Origin of the sequence: Nocardioides sp. Root190 (assembly GCF_001428565.1) — a bacterium.
GTDB lineage: Bacteria > Actinomycetota > Actinomycetes > Propionibacteriales > Nocardioidaceae > Nocardioides.
Map to the genome: position 1 here is coordinate 307,372 of NZ_LMIA01000012.1, position 21,055 is coordinate 328,426.

Here is a 21,055-nt window from a genome sequence, read left to right on the forward strand (position 1 = left end):
TCCAGTCTGCCCGCCCCTTCCACGGCAGTAGAACCTGTTACAGTTTTGCCATGAAGGAGACGTACGACGTCGTCGTGGTCGGCGCCGGTGGTGCTGGCATGTCCGCTGCACTGGCTGCCTCCCGCAAGGGACTCGACACGGTACTCATCGAGAAGAGCGTGTACTTCGGTGGCTCGACCGCCCGCTCCGGCGGCGGCGTGTGGATCCCCGGCAACTACGCCCTGGAGGCCGCGGGGCAGGTCGATCCCGCTGACCGGGACCGCGCCAAGGAGTACCTCGACGCCATCGTCGGCGACACCGTCCCGAAGGTCCGGCGCGACACCTATCTCGACCGGGGCCCCGAGGTGCTGGACTTCATCCGGCAGAACACTCCGCTGACCTTCACCTGGGTCCCCGAGTACGCCGACTACCTGCCCGAGCAGCCCGGCGGCCGTCCGCGTGGCCGCAGCGTCGAGCCGGTCCCGATGGACGCCCGCTTCCTCGGCGACGAGCTCGACCACCTGCACCCGGCCTACACCAAGGCTCCGGCCAACCTCATCGTGATGCAGCGCGACTACCGCAAGATCAGCCTCGGGCTGCGCACGATCAAGGGTCCGCTCACCATGCTCCGCGTGATGCTGAAGCGCCTGATCTCCCTGGTGCTCGGCAAGAAGATGTACGCGATGGGCAACGCCATCGCCATCGGCCTGCGCAAGGGCCTCAGCGACGCCGGCGTGCCGGTCGAGTACGAGACCTCGCTGCTCGACCTCCTCGTCGAGGACGGTCGCGTCGTCGGCGTCGTCGTCGAGCAGGGCGGCGAGCGTCGTGAGATCCGCGCCACCCGCGGCGTGATCCTGGGCTCCGGCGGCTTCGAGCACAGCCAGGAGCTGCGCGAGAAGTTCCTCCCCCAGCCGACCTCGACCGAGTGGTCGACCGGCGCCGTCTCCAACACCGGCGGCGGGCTCCTCGCGGGCACCGCGGCCGGAGCCGCGACCGACCTCCTCGACGACGCCTGGTGGGGGCCGACCATCCCGCTCCCGGGCCGCGCGTGGTTCTGCCTGGCCGAGCGCAACCTGCCCGGCTCGATCATGGTCAACGCCGCCGGCAAGCGCTACATGAACGAGGCACTGCCCTACGTCGAGGCGACCCACGAGATGTACAAGGGCGAGGCCACCGGCGTCAGCCACGTGCCGTCGTACCTCGTCTTCGACCAGACCTACCGCAACCGGTACCTCTTCGCCGGCCTCGCCGGCCGACAGCCCTTCCCGGGCCGTTGGTACAAGGAGGGCATCGTCGTGCGCGCCGACTCGCTGGCCGAGCTCGCGACGAAGGTCGGCCTGCCCGACGGTTCGCTCGACGCGACCGTCGAGCGGTTCAACGGGTTCGCCCGCAGCGGCGTGGACGAGGACTTCCACCGCGGCGAGAGCGCCTACGACAAGTACTACTCCGACCCGACCGTGAAGCCGAACTGCTCCCTGGCCCCGATCCAGAAGGGCCCGTTCTACGCCGTCAAGATCGTCGCCGGCGACCTGGGCACCAAGGGCGGCCTGGTGACCGACGAGACCGCCCGCGTGCTGCGCGAGGACGGTTCGGTGATTCCCGGCCTGTACGCCGCGGGCAACGTCTCCTCCGCCGTCATGGGCAACACCTACCCCGGCCCGGGCGGCACGATCGGACCTGCCCTCGTGTTCGGCTACCTGGCCGCCGAGGACATCGCCAAGGAGGCCAGCTGATGCCCATCGACCCGTCCGTCGCGATCGGATCCGAGACCGCTCACAGCACGTTCAGCTGGACCGAGTCCGACGTCCTACTCTACCACCTCGGCATCGGTGCCGGCTCCCGTGCCGGCGACAACCTCTCCAGCGCCGCGCTGCGCTACACGCTCGACGACGCCGCGCTGCAGGTGCTGCCGTCCTTCGGAGTGGTGGCGCCGACCTTCCACGAGACCGACCCGCCGCCGCTGGACCTGCCGGGTTGCGACATCAACCTCGCCCAGGTCGTGCACGGGTCCCAGTCGATCTCCGTGTCCGGGCCGCTCCCCACCTCCGGGACAGCGACGATCCGGACCACGCTCACCGACATCTGGGACAAGGGCAAGGCCGCCGTCATCTGGCAGGAGGGCGTCGCGACGTCGGACGCCACCGGCGAAGAGTTGTGGCGCGTGCGTTCCTCGATCTTCGTCAAGGGCGAGGGCGGCTGGGGCGGCGACCGTGGCACGGCCACGCCCGTCGAGGTGCCGGACCGCGACGCGGACCACGTGTCGTCGTACACCGTGACCCCGCAGCAGGCGCTGCTGTACCGGCTCTCCGGTGACCGCAACCCGCTCCACGCCGATCCCGGCTTCGCGAAGACGGCCGGCTTCCCCGCGCCGATCCTGCACGGCCTGTGCTCCTACGGCATCGTGCTGCGCGAGCTGACCGACGGTCTCCTGGGGGGCGACGCGTCCGCCGTCGGTGGTTTCACCAGCCGCTTCGCAGGCGTGGTCTTCCCGGGCGAGACGATCCGGGTCGCCGGTTGGCGCACCAACGACGCGATCATCGGCTCGGCCACCATCGAGGGCGGCGAGCGGGACGGCTCCCCCGTGCTCGCGGACTGCGTGCTGACCCTGGCTTGATCGACCGGCCTGATTCAGGACAGGGACGCGGTCAGCGTCCGCAGGAGCGCACGGAGCTGGTCGGCCTGCTCGAGGCTGATGCCCAGCGCGTCGGCGATGCGGCAGTGCACGTCACCGAAGCGGGCGTGCACGGCCCGCCCCTGCTCCGTGAGCGCCACCACGACCGCACGCTCGTCATCGGTGCTCCGCCGACGGGTGAGCAGACCGTCGCGCTCGAGTCGCCGCAGGAGCGGCGACAGGGTCGCGTGGTCGAGGCGCAGCTCGCGCCCGACGTCCTTGATCAGCATCTCCTCGCGCGCGCCGAGGACCACCAGCACGAGGTACTGCGGGTAGGTCAGGCCGAGCTCGCCGAGGATCGGCCGGTACGCCGCCGTGACCTGTCGCGATGCGGCGTACAGGTCGAAGCAGAGCAGGTCCTCCAGCACCGGGGTGTCGACCGATTCAGTCATGCTTGGAATATACCTCGTGGTCGATTAACTTGTGCACTACGTAATCCCCAACGTGATCACGTGTCACCCACCGAGAGGAAACCCCATCATGCCCACTCGCACCGGACGTACCGCCTGGAACGGCGGCCTGCAGGACGGCTCCGGCCAGGTCGAGCTGACCTCGTCGAAGGCCGGCACCTTCGAGGTCTCCTTCCCGAAGCGGGCCGCGGACGACGCCGACGGCACCACGAGCCCTGAAGAGCTCATCGGTGCTGCCCACTCCGCGTGCTACGCCATGTCGCTGTCCAACGAGATCGCCCAGGCCGGAGGCACCCCCGTCGCGCTGGACGTGCAGGCCGACGTCACGCTCGGCCCGGACCCGGCGGGCGGCTTCCAGCTCACCGCGATCAAGCTGACCGTGCGCGCCGAGGTCGAGGGGCTCGACGAGGAGGCCTTCCAGACTGCCGCCGCGGCCGCCAAGGTCGGCTGCCCGGTGAGCAAGGCGCTCACCAGCGTGCCGATCACTCTCGACGCGGCTCTGGAGAGCTGAGCTCGACCGGGTCACCGACCCGGATGGTGCCGCCCTCCAGCACCCGGAAGACGGTCCCGGCCCGGCGCCGGAGCGCTCCCTGCGCTCCGGCGCCGATCGTGTCGTCGAGGAGCTTGCACGGCGCAGCCACCCGCACCGCTTCGAGCAGCACGTCACCGATCCGGATGCGCGACCCCGGATCACGGGGTACGACGCCGTGGTCGATCGTGATGTTGCGCCGGGTCAGGTGCGAGGGGACCTCACTCCCGAAGACGACCGCCGCCTCGTCGAGCGTCTCCCGACTCTGCACGGTCACGTGCCGGTGCCGGGTGCCGTGGTAGCGGTCCCCCACGATGCCGCGCCCGGCCTCGACCTCGACCACGTCCTTGGCCTGCATCGGCAGGCGGGTCGCCTTGGCCAGGTGGATCGCGTCCACCACCGGAGTCACCACACCCTCAGCCTAGGGTGAGCACATGCAGCCCCTGGAGGTCCGACTCCCCTCACCCGGCGGCAGCCGGAGCTCGATCTGGCCACCGGTCGCGTTGGCGATCGGCACGATCCTCGTCGTCGCTCCGCTCGCGGCGGTCGCGACCCAGGGGCTCGACACGATCGACAGCCTGGACGCCTTCCTGCTGGCTCTCGCGGGTGTCGTCATCGCGGGGTGGGGCGTGCTGCAGCTGGCCGGCGGTGGCACGCGCCTGCACCATGACGCGCTCCTGCGCCTCGACGAGGACGGCGCAGCACTGCACACCGGCGGCAGCCGCTCCGGCGGCTGGGCGCAGATCGCCTGGGCGGACCTCTCCGCGATCGAGATCGCCTGGTGGGAGATCCTGCCGCCGTTCGTGGAGGATCCCGAGCACCTGCCGGTGCTGCGCTTCCTGAGCAGGTACGACGCCGCGATCCGCGTCAACGAGCCGACCGGCCTGGCCACGGACCTGGGCCACGCCTTCGGCATCTCGCCGCAGGCAGCCTCACTGCTCACCGTGCTCGACCCGTCCGCGGCAATCGCGCTGCAACAGGTCGAGGCATGGCTCGAGGCCCACCGGCCCGACGTACCCCTCGAGGTCGGCGCTCCGCCGGCTCAGGCCTGAGCGGCCAGCTGGAGCTCACCCACGCGGCGGATCGCCAAACCTGGCCTCGGACCAGGCGCGCAGGTCGTCTGAGAAGCACCACGCCCGCCGCGTGATCCCGACCCAGCCCGCGAAGAGGCCCTCCTGCGCGGCTGGCAGGGGGATGTGTCGCGGCCAGAGACCGCGGGGCTCAACCTTTCCCGTCACCCGAGGATGTGTTCAGGTCATGGGAATCGTCTGCGGTCGGTCAGGGGCAGAACTCTTCGAGCTTGACCGCGCCGAGGTCGACCAGCCTCGACACCGGCACCTTCTTGCCCGCGGCAGGCTTCTGCCAGCAGACCTTCCAGTTGGCGTCGAGGACCTGGAACCTCTCGGCGCCGGTCGCGTCGGTCTGGGTGAGGACGTAGCTGCCGAGCGCCTGGAGCTCGTCTTGCGCGGCCTGAAGGTTCATCCCGACCAAGGACGGCATCACGAAGGTCTCCTCGGCAGGCTCCGGATCGTCAGCCAGACCGGCGGACTTCGTGCTCTTGTCCTCCGGCTCCGCCGACTTCTCGGGCTCGGGCTCCTCGGACGGCTCCTCCGTCCGCTCTTCCTCAGCCGGCTCCTCGTCACCCTCGCACTCGCGGTCGACGACTAAGCGGGGCTTGGCATCGATGAGGGTGCCGGGGGCGGGGTCCTGCTCGCAGACCACCCAGTTCCCCTCGTCAACGACGCCGAGCGCTCCACCACCGACGATCTCAACGTCGTCTGAGCTGTACCCAGCCCGCTCGATGTCGCTCAGCGCCAGGTCGAGGCGGGTCGACTCGACGTCGGGCATCTCGGCGTCCTCGCCACCACAGCCCGCTGCAGTGAGCAGCAGGCCCGTCAGGGCTGCCGCAACCGCGATCTTGTTCCTCACCGATGTCCCCCTCGAGACGGTCCTGGCACACCACCCCGGGATCTGGGGTCGGCCGCGGCTCATCCTGTCGACCACGTCCGACAGATGTCGCCGTTCGCTAAGTTCTTTACCTTGCCGAGACCAAGTTCCCCGCGTACGCGCGGCCTCGTCGCTTGCGGGTACTCAGGCGCCGCGCGGGACCTCAGCTCGCTCGAATGTCTCGCGTTGCCAGGAGAATGAGTGAGCCCCCGCTCGCTCCCGGCTGGGCAGGGCGGGCGAGGGCCTGGAAAGCGCGGGGCTCAGACTGCCGGCGTGCCTGCCTGGGCGCGTACGTTGAGGGAGCTCGCGTAGGCCTCGGCGCCCTTCTTGAGGCGGCGGGCGGCGCCGATGAAGGGCCAGCCGGCCAGCCAGAAGCAGGCCCACTTGGACGTCTTGTGGTTTGAGCCGAGCGAGGCGTTCGCGGCGGTGAGGCGGGTGGCGAGACCGTACGCCGCGAAGGCGTAGAAGAACCACGCGAACGGGGCACCGGTCTTGTGGTTGAGCTGGGCGTTGATGCCGGAGATCCACTTCGCGCGGGCGATGCCGATGGTGAGCCAGTTGAGGAACCAGCTGGGAGCCGAGGTGAAAATGCTGTCTGCTGCGGCCATGTCGAAGTCTCCTGAGACCTGAGGGCTTGTGCGCTCAGAGGACCTGAGTTCGCCGGGCGAAACGTACCGCTGACCCCTGACTCAAGGTGACGGTTCCACCAAACTGGGACGCTCGCCCCCAGCGGTCCCGAGGTCCGGCAGACAAACTGGACAGCTCCGACCCGAGCGGGACGGTTCGGGTGGAGGGCGACGTCCGCTGCGGCGAAATCGACGACGGCGCCAAGAGCCGTTAGCCGTACGCCAAGGTTGAAGGGTTCACGATCAGCGCGCAGAGCGGAGCTCACGAGGACGGACCCCACCGCAACCGGTTACATGTCGCGGTATGAAGAGGACGTTCCGATCGGCTGGTGGGTCCCCGAGCGACCGCGGGGGAAGGGGCTGCCCTCCTGCCGACGCCTGACAGGCGCCGACTTGTCAGACCGACCCGCGGTCGCTGACAACCCCCCGCCGTCAGTGAGCTGTTTTGTGCACTCCTCAGGAGGCCATCGGCGAGTCGCCTGCTCAGGCCCGGGCGGCAGCAGCCTTGTCGCGCAGGGCAGCCACCATCTTGTCCGGGTCCTCGGCCGAGTAGACGGCCGAGCCCGCGACGAACACGTCAGCACCGGCCTCGGCGCACCGCTCGATGGTCTCGAGGGAGACGCCGCCGTCGACCTGCAACCAGGTCTCGACACCGTGCTTGTCCATCAGGGCACGCGCCCGGCGGATCTTCGGCAGGCACAGGTCGAGGAACTTCTGGCCGCCGAACCCCGGCTCGACGGTCATGATCAGCACCATGTCGAGCTCGGCGAGGAGGTCTTCGTACGGCTCGATCGGCGTGGCGGGCTTGAGGGCCATCGAGGCCCGGGCGCCGGCGGCGCGGATCTCGCGGGCCAGCCGCACGGGCGCCTTGGCCGCCTCGACGTGGAAGGTGACCGAGCCACAGCCCGCATCGACGTAGTCGAGGGCGTTGTCGTCGGCGTCGGCGATCATCAGGTGCGCGTCCAGCGGCACCGGGCTGACCCGGGCGAGCGCCTCGACCATCGTCGGACCGAAGGTGAGGTTGGGGACGAAGTGGTTGTCCATTACGTCCACGTGGACCCAGTCGGCTCCGGGAATCCGGGCGACCTCCTCGCCGAGACGGGCGAAGTCGGAGTTGAGGATCGACGGCGTGATCTGGATGTGGCCCACGGGCCACGATTCTAGGGACGTCCGGGGAGATCGGCGATTCCACTGCGCTGGCCCGGACATCGGCCGATCATGGGATCAGGGACCGACGGAGGTTCCGAGGAGATGGAACATCATGCCGATGATGAACAGCGAGGCCCGCAAGCGCGCGGCCGCCCAGCAGGCCGACCCGATCGAGGTCGCCCACCAGCTCGCCGACGCCTGGGACCGCGAGGCCGAACACGAGGACGCCTGTGGCAACGGCTTCGCCGCGGTCATCCTCCACAAGCAGGCCCGCGTCCTGCGCGAGGCGCTGCGGCCGCCCCTCAGCGCCTGATCTCGTCGCGGATCGCGGCGATCCCGCGCGCGACCTCGTCGAAGGACGTGGACAGCGGGGACAGTCCGATCCGGAGGCCGTCCGGGTTGCGGAAGTCCGGGATCACGTCGTTCTCCCAGAGCGCGCCGGTGACCTCGCGCATCCTCGGGTGGGCGATCGTGACGTGTCCGCCCCGGAGCGCGGCGTCGCGCGGGGACACCAGCTCGACCTCGGGCAGGTCGCGGTCGATCAGGTCCACGGCGTACGACGTGAGGGCGACCGACTTCGCCCGGACCGCCTCGATGCCGACCTCGCCCAGCAGGTCGACCATGTCCTCGAGTCCGAGCATCCCGAGGATCGGCGGCGTCCCGCTCAGCAGGCGCCGGATGCCGGTGGCCGGGGCGTAGGCAGGTCCCATCGCGAACGGGTCCGCCGCACCCATCCAGCCCTGCACCGGCTGCGCGAACGCGTCGGAGTCCAGGTGCCGCTGGGCGACGTAGCCGAAGGCAGGCGCGCCGGGGCCACCGTTGAGGTACTTGTAGCTGCAGCCGACGGCGAGGTCGATGCCCCAGTCGTCCAGCGCGACCGGCACGGACCCGCTCGAGTGGCACAGGTCCACCAGGATCCAGGCACCCGCATCGCGGGTGATCCGGGCCAGCTCGGCGACGTCGGCGAGCCAGCCCGACTTGTAGGCGACGTGGCTGACCACGACGAGAGCGGTGTCGGGCCCGACGACAGCGGCCAGGCCCTCGGGGGTGATCCCTCCGGCGGGATCGACGTCGAGCCAGCGGACCGTGCGGCCGCACTCGGCGGCGATGCCCTCGACGACGAAGCGGTCGGTCGGGAAGTTGTCGCGGTCGATGACGATCTCGCGGCGGTCGGGATGTGCGGCGACCGCGGCCCGCACCAGCTTGTAGAGCAGCACGGTGGTCGAGTCGCCGACCGCCGTCTGTCCGGCGGCAGCGCCGAGCGTCGCCGCACCGAGTCGGTCACCGAGCGACAACGGGAGCTCGAACCACCGCTCGTCCCACCCGCGGATCAGGCGTCCGCCCCACTCGTCGGTGACGAAGGAGGCGATACGGTCGGCCGTGGCCCGCAGCGGTCGCCCGAGCGAGTTCCCGTCGAGGTAGACCAGTGGGGACGACGCCCCCACGAACAGGTCACGATGGGCGGCCAGCGGGTCGGCGGCGTCCAGGGCCGCGGCGTCGAGGGTCACCCGCCGAACCTACTCCGCGTCCCCCTCCGACGGGGTCGACTCCCCCGCCGCGTCGTCACGATCGGCCCAGGCGACGAGCGGCGCGATGTCGAACACGTGGTCGTCGATGTCGTGGTGCAGGTCGCCGATCTCGGCGAAGCGCTTCGGCACGGTCAGGATCGTGAAGTCACGCGGATCTGCGTCGTCGATCTCGTCCCACCGGATCGGCGTCGACACCCGACCGTCGGGCAGGCCCCGCACGGAGTACGCCGCGGCGATCGTGTGGTCCCGGGCGTTCTGGTTGTAGTCGATGAACACCGCCGACGGGTCGCGGTCCTTGCGCCACCAGGCGGTGGTGACGAGCTCGGGGGCCCGACGCTCGACCTCGCGGGCGAAGGCGAGTGCGGCGCGGCGTACGCCCTTGTGGTCGAGCTCCGGCTCGATCCGGACGTAGACGTGGATTCCCTTGTTGCCACTGGTCTTCGGGTAGCCGACCGCTCCGAGCTCGTCGAGCACCTCGTGGGCGACGTGGGCGACCTTGCGGACGTCGTCGTACGACGACTCCGGACCCGGGTCGAGGTCGATGCGCCACTCGTCGGGGATCTCGGTGGCACCGCGGCGGCTGTTCCAGGGATGGAACTCGACGGTCGACATCTGCACCGCCCAGATCACCGAGGCGAGCTCGGTGACGCAGAGCTCGTCGGCCGTGCGCTTCCAGCGCGGGAAGAACAGCTCGACGGTCTCCACCCAGTCGGGCGCACCGCCGGGGAGCCTCTTCTGATGGACCTTCTCGCCCTCGAGGCCCTTCGGGAAGCGGTGCAGCATGCACGGCCGCTCCCGGAGGGCGTTGACGATCCCCTCGCCGACGGAGAGGTAGTACTCGACGAGGTCGAGCTTGGTGGCCCCGTTCTTCAGCATCGGGTGGGGCGGGAAGTAGATCCGGTCGGGGTTGCTGATCCGGATTACCCGGCTCTCGACCTCGATCTCCACCGCCGGGGACGCCATGGCGCGACCCTATCCGTTCCACACCAGTCGGGTCGGACCTCGCGGCTACGGTGACAGCGTGGACTTCGACCAGCCACCCGTCGTCCGGGTCACCGCCGATCGCGGCCGGCTCGACCCCCATGAGTGGCCGATGACGGTCCCCGCCGTCGACCAGGTGGTCCGGCGCGGGCTCGACCTGGCTCCCGGCGTGACCTTCCTGGTCGGCGAGAACGGATCCGGCAAGTCGACCCTGGTCGAGGCGATCGCGGTGGCCTACGGTCTCTCGCCCGAGGGCGGCACCCGCTACGGCCTGCACTCCACCCGGGCGACCGAGTCGCCCTTGCACACCGCGCTCACCCTGCAGCGGGGCATCGGGACGGGACGCTGGGGGTTCTTCCTGCGCGCCGAGACGATGCACGGCTGGTACACCTTCGCCGAGGACCACGGCGGACCGAAGGACCCGGCCTTCCACGAGATGAGTCACGGGGAGTCCTTCCTCGAGGTGCTGCGCACCCGTTTCGACTCCCCCGGTTTCTACTGCCTCGACGAGCCGGAGGCCGCGCTCTCCTTCTCCTCCACGCTCGGCCTCATCGCCCGCCTCCACGACGTCGTCTCCGACGGCGGCCAGGTCCTGTGCGCCACCCACTCACCGGTCCTCGCCTCCATGCCGGGTGCCACGATCCTCGAGGTCGGCGACTGGGGTCTGCGGCACACGACGTGGGAGGAGCTCGAGCTCGTCCAGCACTGGCGCCGCTACCTCGACGACCCCCGCCGCTACCTGCGCCACGTGCTGGACTGAGGAAAACCGATGTCACCTGTCACGCGCACCCGGCCCCGGAGCGTCTGATGGGTGTGAAGGCAGACAGGCAGACGGAGGCGTTCACCGCCTTCGTCCGGGAGACCGGCACGCAGCTCCACCACGCCGCGATGCTGCTCACCGGCGACCACCACCTCGCCGAGGACCTGACCCAGTCGACGTACGCCAAGGTGTTCGTCCACTGGCGGCGGGTGAGCACGACCGACAGCCCGATCGCCTACGCACGCACCACCCTGCTCAACACGTTCCTGTCCCACCGCCGGCTGCGCCGCAACACGGAGCGGCCGACCGACGACGTCCGCCAGCACACCCGAACCGACGACAGCCGACCCGATGTCGACCCCGGAGCCCGCGTCGACCTGCTCACCGCGCTCGCCACGTTGCCGCCGATCGACCGCGCTGTCGTGGTCCTCCGCTACTGGGAGGACCGCAGCGTCGCCGAGACGGCTGCCGACCTCGGGCTGACCGAGTCGGTCGTCCGTACCCGGGCACGGCGTGCGCTGCAACGTCTCCGCCCCCTCATCGACGTCCCCGAGAGGACCTCCCCATGAACGACCACGAGCCCATGAACGACCACGACACCCTCCTCGGCCCGGCCCTGCGCGAGCGGATGCGTTCGGAGCAGCCGGACCTCGAGCACCTCGCCACCGCCTCGCTCCGCGCCGGCGTGCGACTCCGCCGACGGCGTACGGCCTCGATGGTGCTGGGCAGCGCTGCGGCGGTCGCCGGGATCGGCGTCGGCGGCACACTGCTCGCCGGTGGCGGCACCGCACCGAGTGCCGTGGAGGAGCCCGGTCTCGCCGCGACCAGCCCGGCCGCGCCCTCCTTGGCGGTCGGCCAGGTCCTCGACCTCGGCAACGGCCTGACCGGGACCATCGCGGCCGATGACACCGGGGCCTTCGTGATGGGCGAGAGCAGCCTCCCCGGCGCGGGGACGGGCTTCGTGGCGGTCGTCACCGGCCCCCTCGTCCCGCTCCAGGACTGGCTCTCCGGCGGCTGGGGCAGCCTGTCCACCGACTGGCCCGGCATCACCGTGGCCGTGTCCATGGCCGACGCCGGCGCGCTCGGCATGCTCGGGTCGGTGGACGAAGCGCCGGTCACCGTCGGCGCGGGCTGGACCTGTGAGTGGTTCCTCGTCGACGACAAGGCATCCTGCACCGCCGACGACGGCGGCGGTGCATCCCTCGTCATCCGCGACGCCGCCGATCGAGCCGTGTGGCTGGGGTCCACCGACAAGGGCGACACGTCCGCGGTCTGGACGAGCGAGAACCACGACGGGATCTTCATCTCCGTCCAGGGCGGTGACGGCACGACGAACGCCGAGGTCCGCCAGCTGGGCCACTCGCTCGCCTGGGTCGACTGACGTCTCGGGCTCAGCGCCAGCCGAGCGCCGGCGCGACGTGGGTCAGGATCGACTCGATCACGTGGGCGTTGTAGTCGACGCCGAGCTGGTTCGGGACGGTCAGCAGCAGGGTGTCCGCCTCGGCGATCGCCTCGTCCGCGCGCAGCTGCTCGATCAGCGCCTCCGGCTCGGCCGCGAACGAACGGCCGAAGATGGCACGCATGTCGTCGATCTGGCCGACCTGGTCACCGTCGGGGCGCCCGCCGAAGTACATCCGGTCCTCGTCGGAGACGAGCGGGAAGATCGACCTGCTCACCGACACCCGGGGCTCGTGCGCGTGACCTGCCTCGGTCCACGCCTCCCGGAAGACCCGGATCTGCTCGGCCTGCTGGACGTGGAACGGCTGACCGCCCTCGTCCTCCTTGAGCGTGGAGCTCATCAGGTTCATGCCGAGGCCAGCGGCCCAGCGGGCGGTGCCGTTGGACGCAGCACCCCACCAGATCCGGTCGCGCAGGCCCTCGGAGTGCGGCTCGAGGCGCAGCAGTCCGGGCGGGTTGGCGAACATCGGGCGGGGATTGGGCTGGGCGAAGCCCTCGCCCTTCAGCACGTTGAGCACGACCTCAGTGTGGTGGCGGGCCATGTCGGCCTCGGTCTCGCCCTCGGCGGGGGCGTAGCCGAAGTGGCGCCAGCCGTCGATCACCTGCTCCGGTGACCCTCGGGAGATGCCGAGCTGCAGTCGCCCGCCGGAGATCAGGTCGGCCGCGCCGGCGTCCTCGACGAAGTAGAGGGGGTTCTCGTAGCGCATGTCGATCACGCCGGTGCCGATCTCGATGCGGCTGGTCCGGGCGCCGATCGCAGCGAGCAACGGGAACGGGCTCGCCAGCTGGCGGGCGAAGTGGTGCACACGGAAGTACGCCCCGTCGGCACCCAGCTCCTCGGCTGCGACGGCCAGGTCGATGGACTGCAGCAACGTGTCGGCCGCCGACCGCGTCTGCGAGTGCTGCCCGGGCGTCCAGTGCCCGAACGAGAGGAACCCGATCTTCTTCATGATGGTTGAACTGTCAACCTTCTCGGTTCATTCCGCAGACGGGTTCTCAGGGCTTGCGGAGCAGCGCGATGAACATCGCGTCGGTGCCGTGTCGGTGCGGCCACATCTGCACGGTGCCCGGCAGCGGGCCATCGGCATCGGGCACTTCGCCGAGGACGGGCCGCAGGTCGTCGATGACCGCGCCGGACGTCTCCAGTGCCGACGCGACGACCTCGGAGGTCTCGGCCAGCAGCGGCGAGCAGGTCGCGTAGACCAGCGCTCCCCCGGGCCGCAGCACGCGCAACCCGTCGGCGAGCAACGCGCCCTGGAGCTGGACCAGGTCCTTCAGGTCCCGGGGTGTACGACGCCAGCGCGCCTCGGGTCGGCGCCGCAGGGCACCCAGACCGGTGCAGGGAGCGTCGATCAGCACGCGGTCGACGGAACCGTCCGCGAGCGGGGACCGCGTGCCGTCGGACTGGACGACGAGCACGCCCGCATCCCGGCCGACCGCACGGCGTACCAGCTGGGCGCGGTGGTGGTGGCGCTCGACGGCGAGCAGGCGGGCGCCGCGCTGGGACGCCAGAGCGGCGAGCAGCGAGGCCTTGCCGCCGGGGCCGGCGCACAGGTCGACCCAGACCTCGTCGCGGCCCGACACGGGTGCCTGGGCCGCAGCGATCGCCACGAGCTGGGAGCCCTCGTCCTGGACACCGGCGCGCCGCTGGGCCACGGCCGGCACAGCGGCCGGGTCGCCACCGTCGAGCACGGAACCATAGGGCGAGTACGACGTCGGGGTGCCCGGCAGCTCACTGCGCTCCGAACGCCCCGGCCGCGAGACCAGGGTGACCCGGGGCGCGAGGTTGTCGGCCTCGAGCAGGGCGGGCAGCTCCTTGGAGGAGTCCCGAAGCGCGCGCTTCAGCTCGTCGACGACCCACTGCGGGTGGCTGTGCGAGACCGCGAGGTTGCGGGGCGCGACCTGCGCGATCCAGGCATCGAGCTCCTGCGCGGCGACCTTGCGCAGGACGGCGTTGGCGAACCCGGCCGCACCCTGGCTGACCTGGTCCCGCACCAGCGTGACCGTCGTGTCGATGGCTGCGTGGGTGGGGACGCGCATCGCCAGCAGCTGGTGGGTCCCGAGCCGGAGCCCGTCGAGCACCTTGGCCTCGACCTTGGCCAGTGAGCGGTCGATGCAGGCGCCGAGAATCGCGTCGTAGGTGCCCTGTCGCCGGATCGTGCCCGAGACCAGCTCGGTCACGAAGGCCGCGTCGCGACCGGTCAGTGCGTGCCGCTGCAGGGCGGCGGGGAGCAGCAGGTTGGCGTAACCGTCGTCGACCCGCACCGCCTTGAGGACCTCGAAGGCCGCGAGGCGGGCCGGATCGACCTGCTTGCTCACTCGAACCGCGCCGTGTCGGGCAGTCGCACGCCTCGGGCCCAGTCCGCGGCGCCCATCTGCTTCTTGCCGAACGCCTTGACCTCGCCGAGGCGGACCGCTCCGCTCGCCGTACCGACCAGGACATGGTTCTTGCCGACCCGGATCGCCCCGGGAGCGAGGTCGTCCGCGCCCTCCTCGAGGGTGACCGCGCCGAGCTTGACGCGCTCCCCGTCCAGGGTCGTCCAGGCACCGGGGCCGGGCGTGCAGGCGCGGATCCGGCGATCCACGCCGATGGCAGGCTCGGACCAGTCGACCCGCGCGTCCTCGACGGAGATCTTCGGCGCCAGGCTGACGCCGTCCTCCGGCTGCACGCGTGCCTCGATGGTTCCCGTCTCGATGCCGTCCAGGGTCGCGACGAGCAGCTCGGAACCGCCCTCCGCCAGGCGGGTCAGCAGGTCACCGGCCGTGTCGGTCGGGCGCACCCGCTCGGTCATGACGCCGAACATCGGGCCGGCGTCCAGCGCTTCGACGATGCGGAACGTGGTGGCTCCGGTGTACTCGTCGCCCGCCCACAGCGAGTGCTGGACCGGCGCGGCTCCGCGCCAGGCCGGGAGGACCGAGAAGTGCAGGTTGACCCAGCCGTGCCGCGGGATGTCCAGAGCGCTGCGCGGGATCAGGGCGCCGTAGGCGACGACCGGGCAGCAGTCCGGCTCGAGCGCCCGGAGCTGCTCCTGGAACTCGGGGTCCCGAGGATGGGTCGGCTTGAGCACCGGCAGGCCGAGCTCCTCGGCGCGCTGCGCCACGGGGCTCGGGGTCAGCTTCCGACCACGTCCCGACGGAGCGTCGGGGCGGGTGACGACGCCGACGAGCTCGTGGGGCGAGGCGGCGATGGCGTCGAGGGCCGGGACGGCGACCTCGGGCGTGCCGGCGAAGACGAGCCTCATCGGCCGAACCCTCCGGTGGCGTGGGGCGAGAGCTTGATCGTCGGCTTCTCCAGACCGAACCACTCCGACTCCCGGATCTCGCGCATCGCGGACTTGCGTCCGACGTCGTCGAGACGGTCGATGAAGAGGATCCCGTCGAGGTGGTCGGTCTCGTGCTGGATCGCGCGGGCCAGGAGCTCGGAGCCCTCGATCCGGAGCGGGTCGCCGTGCATGTCGAAGCCGGTGGCGACCACGGACAGGGCCCGCAGGCAGTCGTAGGTGAGCTCCGGGAGGGACAGGCAGCCCTCCGGGCCGTCCTGGGTGTCGGCCGAGAGCTCGAGCTTCGGGTTGACCAGGTGACCGACCTCGTCGTCGACGAACCAGGTGAAGACGCGGAGCCCGACACCGATCTGGGGCGCGGCGAGACCGGCACCGGGAGCGTCGAGCATCGTGTCGGTCAGGTCACCGACCAGCTGACGCAGCTCGGCATCGAACTCGACGACCTCGATCGCGGGCTTGCGGAGGATCGGGTCGCCGAACAGGCGGATGGGTCGAATGGCCACCGGCCAAGCCTACTGAGGCACGCGGCGGACCCCGATTCCCGGCGGCCTACAGCTCCCAGGGATCGACCTGGACCCGGACAGCTTCCAGCTTGCGCGACGAGCGCAGGCGCTGCATCTCGGCCAACGCGCGGGCCAGCTCGACCCCGTTGGCCCGTGGCACCCGCACCACCAGACGTTCGTCCTCGGACTCGGCTCCGCCGGGAACCGGCACCGGTCCGAGCACCTCCGCCGCCTCGGGCAGGGCCAGCAGCGCGCGAACGTCGTCGAGCGCCCCCGGGGAGCCGGTGAGGGTCGCGACCCGCGCCGCCGGAGGGAGCCGGGCGGCCCATCGCTCCTCGGCCTCGCGGGCTGCGAAGCCGGCGGGGTCCCAGCGGACCAGGGCCCGCATCGTGGGCTGGGTCGGGTCTCCGACGGCGAGTGCGCGCCCGCCCGGTCGCACCAGGCCGATCGCGTTGCACCAGCGCCGCAGCGCCTCCTCCGAGGCGCGCATGCTGTCGCGGCCCAGTGCCCACCACGTGTCCAGGAGGACGACCACGGCGTAGCCCCCCTCGGCCACGGGCTCGGCGCCGGGAGTGGCCACGACGATGCGTGGCGCACCGTCGACCGTCGCACGGATCCGGTCCCCCGAGGAGGTCACCACCGGCGCCGACGGGAAGGAGCGCCCCAGCTCGTCGGCCGTGCGGGCATCACCCAGGACCGGTGCCCGCAGTCCGGTGGCGCCGCACTCCGGGCACGACCAGTCGGGCGCCTCGGTCGCGCACCAGCGGCAGTGGGGAGGAGCCGTGGGACCGGCCAGCTCCAGCGGACCGGCGCAGGCACGACAGCGGGCGGGCGTACGGCACCGCTCGCAGGCGAGCCGCACCGCGTAGCCGGCCCGGGGGGTCTGGACCAGGACCGGGCCGCGTTCGAGACCCCAGCGCAGGGCGTCGTACGCCTCGCGGGGGACGCGTGCGGTCGCGGCATGCGGGTCGCGCTCCAGGGCGTGGTCGCTCGCGCCGGTGATGGCCACCAGCGCCCGCTCCCGGAGACGTTCGCGGGGCAGGGCGATCTCGCGGGCCCATCCCGTGCGGAGCAGCTGGTCGGCCTCGACGCTGCGGGCAAAGCCCCCGACCAGTGCGGCGGCGTCCTCCCCCTCGGCGCGCAGCAGCAGGACCTCCCGGGTGTGGGGGTACGGCGCCCGCGGCTCCGCGTGGAGGTCGTCGCCGTCGTCCCAGATCACCACCAGGCCGAGGTCGGCGACCGGCGCGAACGCCGCGGAGCGGGTGCCCACCACGATGCGTCGGGTGCCGCGGCTGACGGCGAGGAAGTCCCTGTAGCGGGCTGCAGGCCCGGCCTCGGCCTGGAGCGTGACGTGGTGGCCAGGACCGAGGACCGCCGTGAGCGCCGCATCGACGCGGGCGACGTCGCGGTGGTCGGGCAGGCAGATCACCGTCCCCCGACCCGCAGCGAGCGTGGCTGCCGCCACGTGGGCGAGCAGCGCCGGCCAGTCCTCCCCCGGTCCCGCGCTCCACACGGCACGGGGCGCATCACCGGAGCGAAGGTGGGCGATGAACGGCGCGGCGGCGGGATAGGGCGACCAGGCCTCCTCGCAGCCGGGAGTCTCGGGAAGGGGTGCCTCCGGCTCGGACGGCGCCTTCTCCGTCGTGGCGTGCCGCGTCGGGACCGCGAGGCGACGGACATCGGAGCTGACGCCGGCGTAGCGCTCGGCCACCCGCTCACAGAGTGTTGCGACGGCCGGGCTCAGCACCGGCTCGGGGCTCACCAGTCGCTTCAACGGTGCCAGCCGCCCGTCGTGCTCCGAGGCGGCCGCCCGGTCGAGGACGAACCCGTCGACGTCCTGGCCGCCGAAGCGCACCTTGACCCGGGCGCCGGGCACCGCGCCCTCAGCCATCGCCACCGGCACCGCGTAGTCGAAGGTCCGGTCCAGGTGGGCCAGCGGCAGGTCGAGCACCACGTGGGCCACCGGATCCACGGTCGCGATCTCCGCCTCGGCGACCTTGCGGGCACGAGTCGCGGCCGCCTTGACCCGACCTTCGGCCACCTTGTCCCGGACCAGACCGGGCAGGTCGAGTGCCGGCTCGTCGGGGGTGGGCGTCATGGGCGCAGTTCTACCAGCGACCTCCGATGGGTGAGGTCAGCGGCGGACCAGGACCGATCCCGACGTACGCGTCACCGCCGTGTAGCCCGACTTCGAACCCGTGATCCGCACCGAAATCCGGAAACCCTTGTCCCCCTTCCGCAGCAGGTAGCTGGACCCTGTCGCGCCCGTGATCGCCTTCGATCCACGGAACCAGCGGTAGCTGTAGGTGATCGGGCTCGGTGCCCACGTACCGCGGACAGCGGCAAGGCGGCGGCCCACGCGGGGCGTGCCACTCAGGCCTGCCGTCTTCGGAGCGACGAGGAGCCCTCGGGCGACGATGCCGGAGGTCGCGGTCAGCTGGACGCTCTGGTCGGCGAGTATCCCGGTCACCACGACGCTGAGCCGCCTGCCCGCATCGGCAGCGACGGGTGTGTACGTCCTCAGGGTCCGCCCGGCGATGGCGACGCCGTCGCGGCGCCACTGGTAGGTCGTGATCGTCCCCGGGTCGTTCCAGATGGGGGCGGTCACCGCGTACACCTTGCCGACGCGAGGGGCCGTGGCCGGCAGGGTCGGCGCGGACACGATGGTCAGCGGCACGGCGTCGGTCTCCACGTCGGCGGAGGCCGTCACCACCAGCGGGACGACCTGGTCGTCCAGCTTCCCGGTCACCACCACGCTGAGCCTCGTGCCGACATCGGCAGGGACCGGTGTGTACGTCGCCTGCGTCATGCCCGCCAGCGGTACGCCGTTGCGGCGCCACTGGTGGCTCGTCGTTGCCCCCGGCAGGTTCCAGGTGGGCTCGGACACGGTCAACGGCAGGCCGACATGCGGCGCGGCGTCCGGGAGGACAGGCGCGACGTCAACGGCCAGGGTCCGGTCGCAGGTGTAGACCAGGATGTCGTCGAGGTACCAGCCCGGTGCGCCGTACGACGAGTCCGTCCTCATCGTGAAGGTCGGACGGACCGACATCCCGCCGAACGCGGTGATGTCGACCCTGCTCCCGACCCATCCCCGACTGCTGCCGCCGAACGCCCGGCGGCCCGCGTTGGGAGCCTGGAGCGTCCGGGTCGGCCCGAAGTCCCAGGGGTGGTCCCACAATGGGTAGACAGTGCCGTCGACCGCGGTCATCTCGGCGGTCCCGCCGTCCCACCAGTACCCGACGCCGTTCGAGGGATCGATCGAGAAGTCGAAGAGGTGCCAGTGCCGGAAGGCGAGGTAGGTCGACTGGCCCTCGGGCACCACCACCGGCGCCGCCGAGAGCAGCGCGCGGGTGACCGGGGTGGCGGGGTCGGCAGCAACCCACGCAGTGTCTCCGGAGTAGGCGCTGACGCCGTAGGCGGAGTTGACCACCGTTTCCGGCGTCCTGCCCCACCCCGCCGCCGGCCCGAACAGGGAGGCCTGGTCGGCGCCCGACTCGGAGTCGAGAAGGGTCCTCGGATGGCTGCCGGCCGGGCAGGTCCGCGGGGCGTCCTTGACCGGGTCGGTGGCCGGGGGCAGCGCCATCTCGGTCGCCGCGACGGCATAGCGGACTGCGGTGCAGTTCGATGCCGTGAAGCCGCGGTGGCCGATCAGCGCGGTGCAGGTCTGGTCGAGGACGTTGGCGAGGTCGGCGTACTCGGTGAACGCCGTGATCGCGGCCATCGTGTGCAACCACAGCGTCGCTGACTTCAGCAGTGTCGGGTCGCCCGCATCGATCCCGGTGACCGTGCGGCCGTTGAACGTGCCGCCCTGGGAGATCAGCTGGAAGGCCCTGTTCCCGACGCCGGAGTTGGTGTGCACGCCACCGCTGTCCTCGTAGCTGGGATCAGCCGCCCACCGGGGGCTCGTCATGCGGTCCGGCTGGTGATGCAGGGTCGGGTCCGCCATGTCACGCAGCGCACCGCCCGGCAGGTCCTCGCCCAGCTGCCAGTCAGTCGGGCTGTCCCCCGGCCCGGCATTGCGATGGTCGACCAGCTCTCCGACGATGTCGGCGAGCGACTCGTTGATCGCACCCGCCTCGTCCCAGTACAGGAGCCCGGAGGTCCGCTCGATCACGCCGTGCGTCATCTCGTGACCGACGACATCGTCCGCCGCGGCATAGCCCTCGCCGTAGAACATCGCCTGCCCGTTCCAGAAGGCGTTGTCGTACGGACAGGAGTCCGGCCCGGTGACACACACCCGAACCGTTGACGCGAGCTTCCTGCCCTGCGCGGACGGCAACCCGATCGCCGTGGTCAGGTCGAGGCCGATCACCTCACGGTAGAAGTCAGAGACCGCTCCGGCGTTCTGGAAGGCCGCCTCCACGTCTGCCGTCGAGGAACCGCCCGGAGCCTCGGTGCGCACAGCGGCGGCGCTGGAGCACGCCACCACATTGGTCCGGACATTGGCCTGGTCACACACGATCCGGTCGATGCCCTGGATCAGGTCGATGTCGAGGACGACGTCGCCGGACCGGTCGTCGACCAGAACGAGCCGTCGAACGTGATCACCCGAGCGCACCTCGAACCGCCAGACCCCGCGCACCCCGATGGCAGGATCGAGTCCGACCGCGGCCGGGTCGAGGATCCAGCGACCCTGGTCGGCGGCACGGACATCGCTGATCCCAGACCTGCGGAGCACTCCCTCGGCGACATCGCGCGCCATGCTCTCGGTGACGGCGGCTGGTCGGACGCCTGCGGACCTGGAGAGATTGGCGTTGAGCGAGGTGAGCTCGCGGTCCGCCCCCACGCTGACGACGACCTCGGCGCCGAGGACCGGCACGCCGGCGATCTCCTGGCGATACCGAACGACGTCACCTCCGCCGGCGCCTTCCGAACTGCCCGTCTCGACCAGGCCGGTTCCGGACCGGTCGGCCTCGACGGCACCCCCGTACCGGGTCAGGTGTGCCCGCGCTGCCGCCGAGACCGAGGTGCCGCGACTCACCGTCGGATTGTCCACGTCGGTCCCGACCGGCGTTCCGACGAAGGTCGTATCGGCGCCGGAGCGCTCGATCCGCAACGGACCATCGGCGTCCGAGCGCAGGAGCCTCTCGCCATCGTCCGGGTCCGGGGCGGCCGACCCGGATGGCGACTGGGCCAGCAGGCTCACCGACAGGGCACTGGCGCAGGCCAGGGCAAGAACGCGACGCATGGGAGTCCTTCGAGCATTTGGGGGGTCCGCACATGCTTCCACCC

21 protein-coding genes are annotated in these 21,055 nt (G+C 71.3%); 8 read left to right on the forward strand and 13 right to left on the reverse strand.

What is annotated here, in order from left to right:
* Positions 1-50: 50 nt before the first annotated feature.
* Entirely contained in the window at positions 51-1,712 is a 1,662-nt protein-coding gene (kstD, locus tag ASE01_RS19925) for a 3-oxosteroid 1-dehydrogenase (RefSeq protein WP_056756563.1), read from the forward strand.
* Positions 1,712-2,593, forward strand: coding sequence for a MaoC/PaaZ C-terminal domain-containing protein (locus ASE01_RS19930; protein WP_056756566.1), 882 nt, complete (start codon positions 1,712-1,714; stop codon positions 2,591-2,593). The genes kstD and ASE01_RS19930 overlap by 1 nt, the downstream gene beginning before the upstream one ends.
* Before the next feature lie 14 nt (positions 2,594-2,607).
* Here ASE01_RS19930 and ASE01_RS19935 read toward each other — a convergent pair whose 3' ends face one another.
* Positions 2,608-3,042 carry a MarR family winged helix-turn-helix transcriptional regulator gene (locus tag ASE01_RS19935; protein WP_056756568.1) on the reverse strand — a complete coding sequence of 145 codons (435 nt, stop codon included), beginning with the start codon at positions 3,040-3,042 and terminating at the stop codon, positions 2,608-2,610.
* Positions 3,043-3,130: 88 nt separating this feature from the next.
* Here ASE01_RS19935 and ASE01_RS19940 point away from each other — a divergent pair, with 88 nt between their 5' ends.
* Positions 3,131-3,571, forward strand: coding sequence for an OsmC family peroxiredoxin (locus ASE01_RS19940; protein ID WP_056756571.1), 441 nt, complete (start codon positions 3,131-3,133; stop codon positions 3,569-3,571).
* On the opposite strand, the gene ASE01_RS19945 is transcribed toward ASE01_RS19940, so the two are convergent.
* Positions 3,543-4,001 carry an MOSC domain-containing protein gene (locus ASE01_RS19945; protein WP_200958918.1) on the reverse strand — a complete coding sequence of 153 codons (459 nt, stop codon included), beginning with the start codon at positions 3,999-4,001 and terminating at the stop codon, positions 3,543-3,545. The genes ASE01_RS19940 and ASE01_RS19945 overlap by 29 nt on opposite strands.
* 22 nt (positions 4,002-4,023) lie before the next feature.
* Here ASE01_RS19945 and ASE01_RS19950 point away from each other — a divergent pair, with 22 nt between their 5' ends.
* Entirely contained in the window at positions 4,024-4,641 is a 618-nt protein-coding gene (locus ASE01_RS19950; RefSeq protein WP_056756573.1) for a hypothetical protein, read from the forward strand.
* A 226-nt stretch (positions 4,642-4,867) separates the two neighbouring features.
* Here the strand turns inward: ASE01_RS19950 and ASE01_RS19955 are convergent, their stop codons facing one another.
* The 3 genes from ASE01_RS19955 to rpe form a co-directional block, all read right to left on the reverse strand.
* Positions 4,868-5,518 (reverse strand): PASTA domain-containing protein, encoded by a 651-nt coding sequence (locus ASE01_RS19955; protein WP_056756576.1) that lies wholly within the window; start codon positions 5,516-5,518, stop codon positions 4,868-4,870.
* Positions 5,519-5,796: 278 nt separating this feature from the next.
* The gene (locus tag ASE01_RS19960; RefSeq protein WP_056756579.1) at positions 5,797-6,144 is read right to left on the reverse strand and encodes a hypothetical protein; all 348 of its coding nucleotides are present in this window, start codon (positions 6,142-6,144) and stop codon (positions 5,797-5,799) included.
* A gap of 501 nt (positions 6,145-6,645) precedes the next feature.
* On the reverse strand, positions 6,646-7,311 hold the full coding sequence (gene rpe, locus ASE01_RS19965) for a ribulose-phosphate 3-epimerase (RefSeq protein ID WP_235536113.1): 666 nt from the start codon (positions 7,309-7,311) through the stop codon (positions 6,646-6,648).
* Between the two features lie 112 nt (positions 7,312-7,423).
* On the opposite strand from rpe, the gene ASE01_RS19970 reads away from it, so the two are divergent.
* On the forward strand, positions 7,424-7,624 hold the full coding sequence (locus ASE01_RS19970) for a hypothetical protein (protein ID WP_056756581.1): 201 nt from the start codon (positions 7,424-7,426) through the stop codon (positions 7,622-7,624).
* Here the strand turns inward: ASE01_RS19970 and ASE01_RS19975 are convergent.
* Together ASE01_RS19975 and ligD are read right to left on the reverse strand one after the other, a co-directional pair.
* Positions 7,614-8,819 (reverse strand): kynureninase, encoded by a 1,206-nt coding sequence (locus ASE01_RS19975; RefSeq protein ID WP_056756584.1) that lies wholly within the window; start codon positions 8,817-8,819, stop codon positions 7,614-7,616. The two genes, ASE01_RS19970 and ASE01_RS19975, sit on opposite strands and share 11 nt — an antisense overlap.
* A gap of 9 nt (positions 8,820-8,828) precedes the next feature.
* Positions 8,829-9,803, reverse strand: coding sequence for a non-homologous end-joining DNA ligase (gene ligD / locus ASE01_RS19980; RefSeq protein WP_056756586.1), 975 nt, complete (start codon positions 9,801-9,803; stop codon positions 8,829-8,831).
* A 58-nt stretch (positions 9,804-9,861) separates the two neighbouring features.
* Here ligD and ASE01_RS19985 point away from each other — a divergent pair, with 58 nt between their 5' ends.
* Genes ASE01_RS19985 through ASE01_RS19995 form a run of 3 tightly spaced genes read left to right on the forward strand, consistent with a single transcriptional unit; the run spans position 9,862 to position 11,962 of the window.
* Complete coding sequence (locus ASE01_RS19985; protein WP_056757022.1) at positions 9,862-10,581, forward strand: AAA family ATPase; 720 nt, start codon at positions 9,862-9,864, stop codon at positions 10,579-10,581.
* Between the two features lie 47 nt (positions 10,582-10,628).
* On the forward strand, positions 10,629-11,150 hold the full coding sequence (locus tag ASE01_RS19990; protein WP_082606249.1) for a SigE family RNA polymerase sigma factor: 522 nt from the start codon (positions 10,629-10,631) through the stop codon (positions 11,148-11,150).
* Positions 11,147-11,962: a hypothetical protein gene (locus ASE01_RS19995; RefSeq protein ID WP_056756588.1), complete on the forward strand. Its 816-nt coding sequence runs from the start codon at positions 11,147-11,149 to the stop codon at positions 11,960-11,962. The genes ASE01_RS19990 and ASE01_RS19995 overlap by 4 nt, the downstream gene beginning before the upstream one ends.
* Before the next feature lie 10 nt (positions 11,963-11,972).
* Here the strand turns inward: ASE01_RS19995 and ASE01_RS20000 are convergent, their stop codons facing one another.
* From ASE01_RS20000 to ASE01_RS20025, 6 genes are read right to left on the reverse strand one after another with little or no spacing between them, the layout of a single operon-like run.
* On the reverse strand, positions 11,973-12,989 hold the full coding sequence (locus ASE01_RS20000; protein ID WP_056756591.1) for an LLM class flavin-dependent oxidoreductase: 1,017 nt from the start codon (positions 12,987-12,989) through the stop codon (positions 11,973-11,975).
* Between the two features lie 46 nt (positions 12,990-13,035).
* Positions 13,036-14,358, reverse strand: a complete 1,323-nt coding sequence (locus tag ASE01_RS20005) for an RsmB/NOP family class I SAM-dependent RNA methyltransferase (RefSeq protein WP_200958919.1) — start codon at positions 14,356-14,358, stop codon at positions 13,036-13,038.
* A complete protein-coding gene (gene fmt / locus ASE01_RS20010) occupies positions 14,355-15,281 on the reverse strand; it encodes a methionyl-tRNA formyltransferase (RefSeq protein ID WP_056756598.1) in 927 nt (308 codons plus the stop codon). The genes ASE01_RS20005 and fmt overlap by 4 nt, the downstream gene beginning before the upstream one ends.
* The gene (gene def, locus ASE01_RS20015) at positions 15,278-15,823 is read right to left on the reverse strand and encodes a peptide deformylase (protein ID WP_056756599.1); all 546 of its coding nucleotides are present in this window, start codon (positions 15,821-15,823) and stop codon (positions 15,278-15,280) included. The genes fmt and def overlap by 4 nt, the downstream gene beginning before the upstream one ends.
* A gap of 46 nt (positions 15,824-15,869) precedes the next feature.
* Positions 15,870-17,921, reverse strand: a complete 2,052-nt coding sequence (locus ASE01_RS20020; protein ID WP_056756602.1) for a primosomal protein N' — start codon at positions 17,919-17,921, stop codon at positions 15,870-15,872.
* Positions 17,922-17,957: 36 nt separating this feature from the next.
* Positions 17,958-21,011 carry a M4 family metallopeptidase gene (locus ASE01_RS20025; RefSeq protein WP_056756604.1) on the reverse strand — a complete coding sequence of 1,018 codons (3,054 nt, stop codon included), beginning with the start codon at positions 21,009-21,011 and terminating at the stop codon, positions 17,958-17,960.
* Positions 21,012-21,055: the final 44 nt, after the last annotated feature.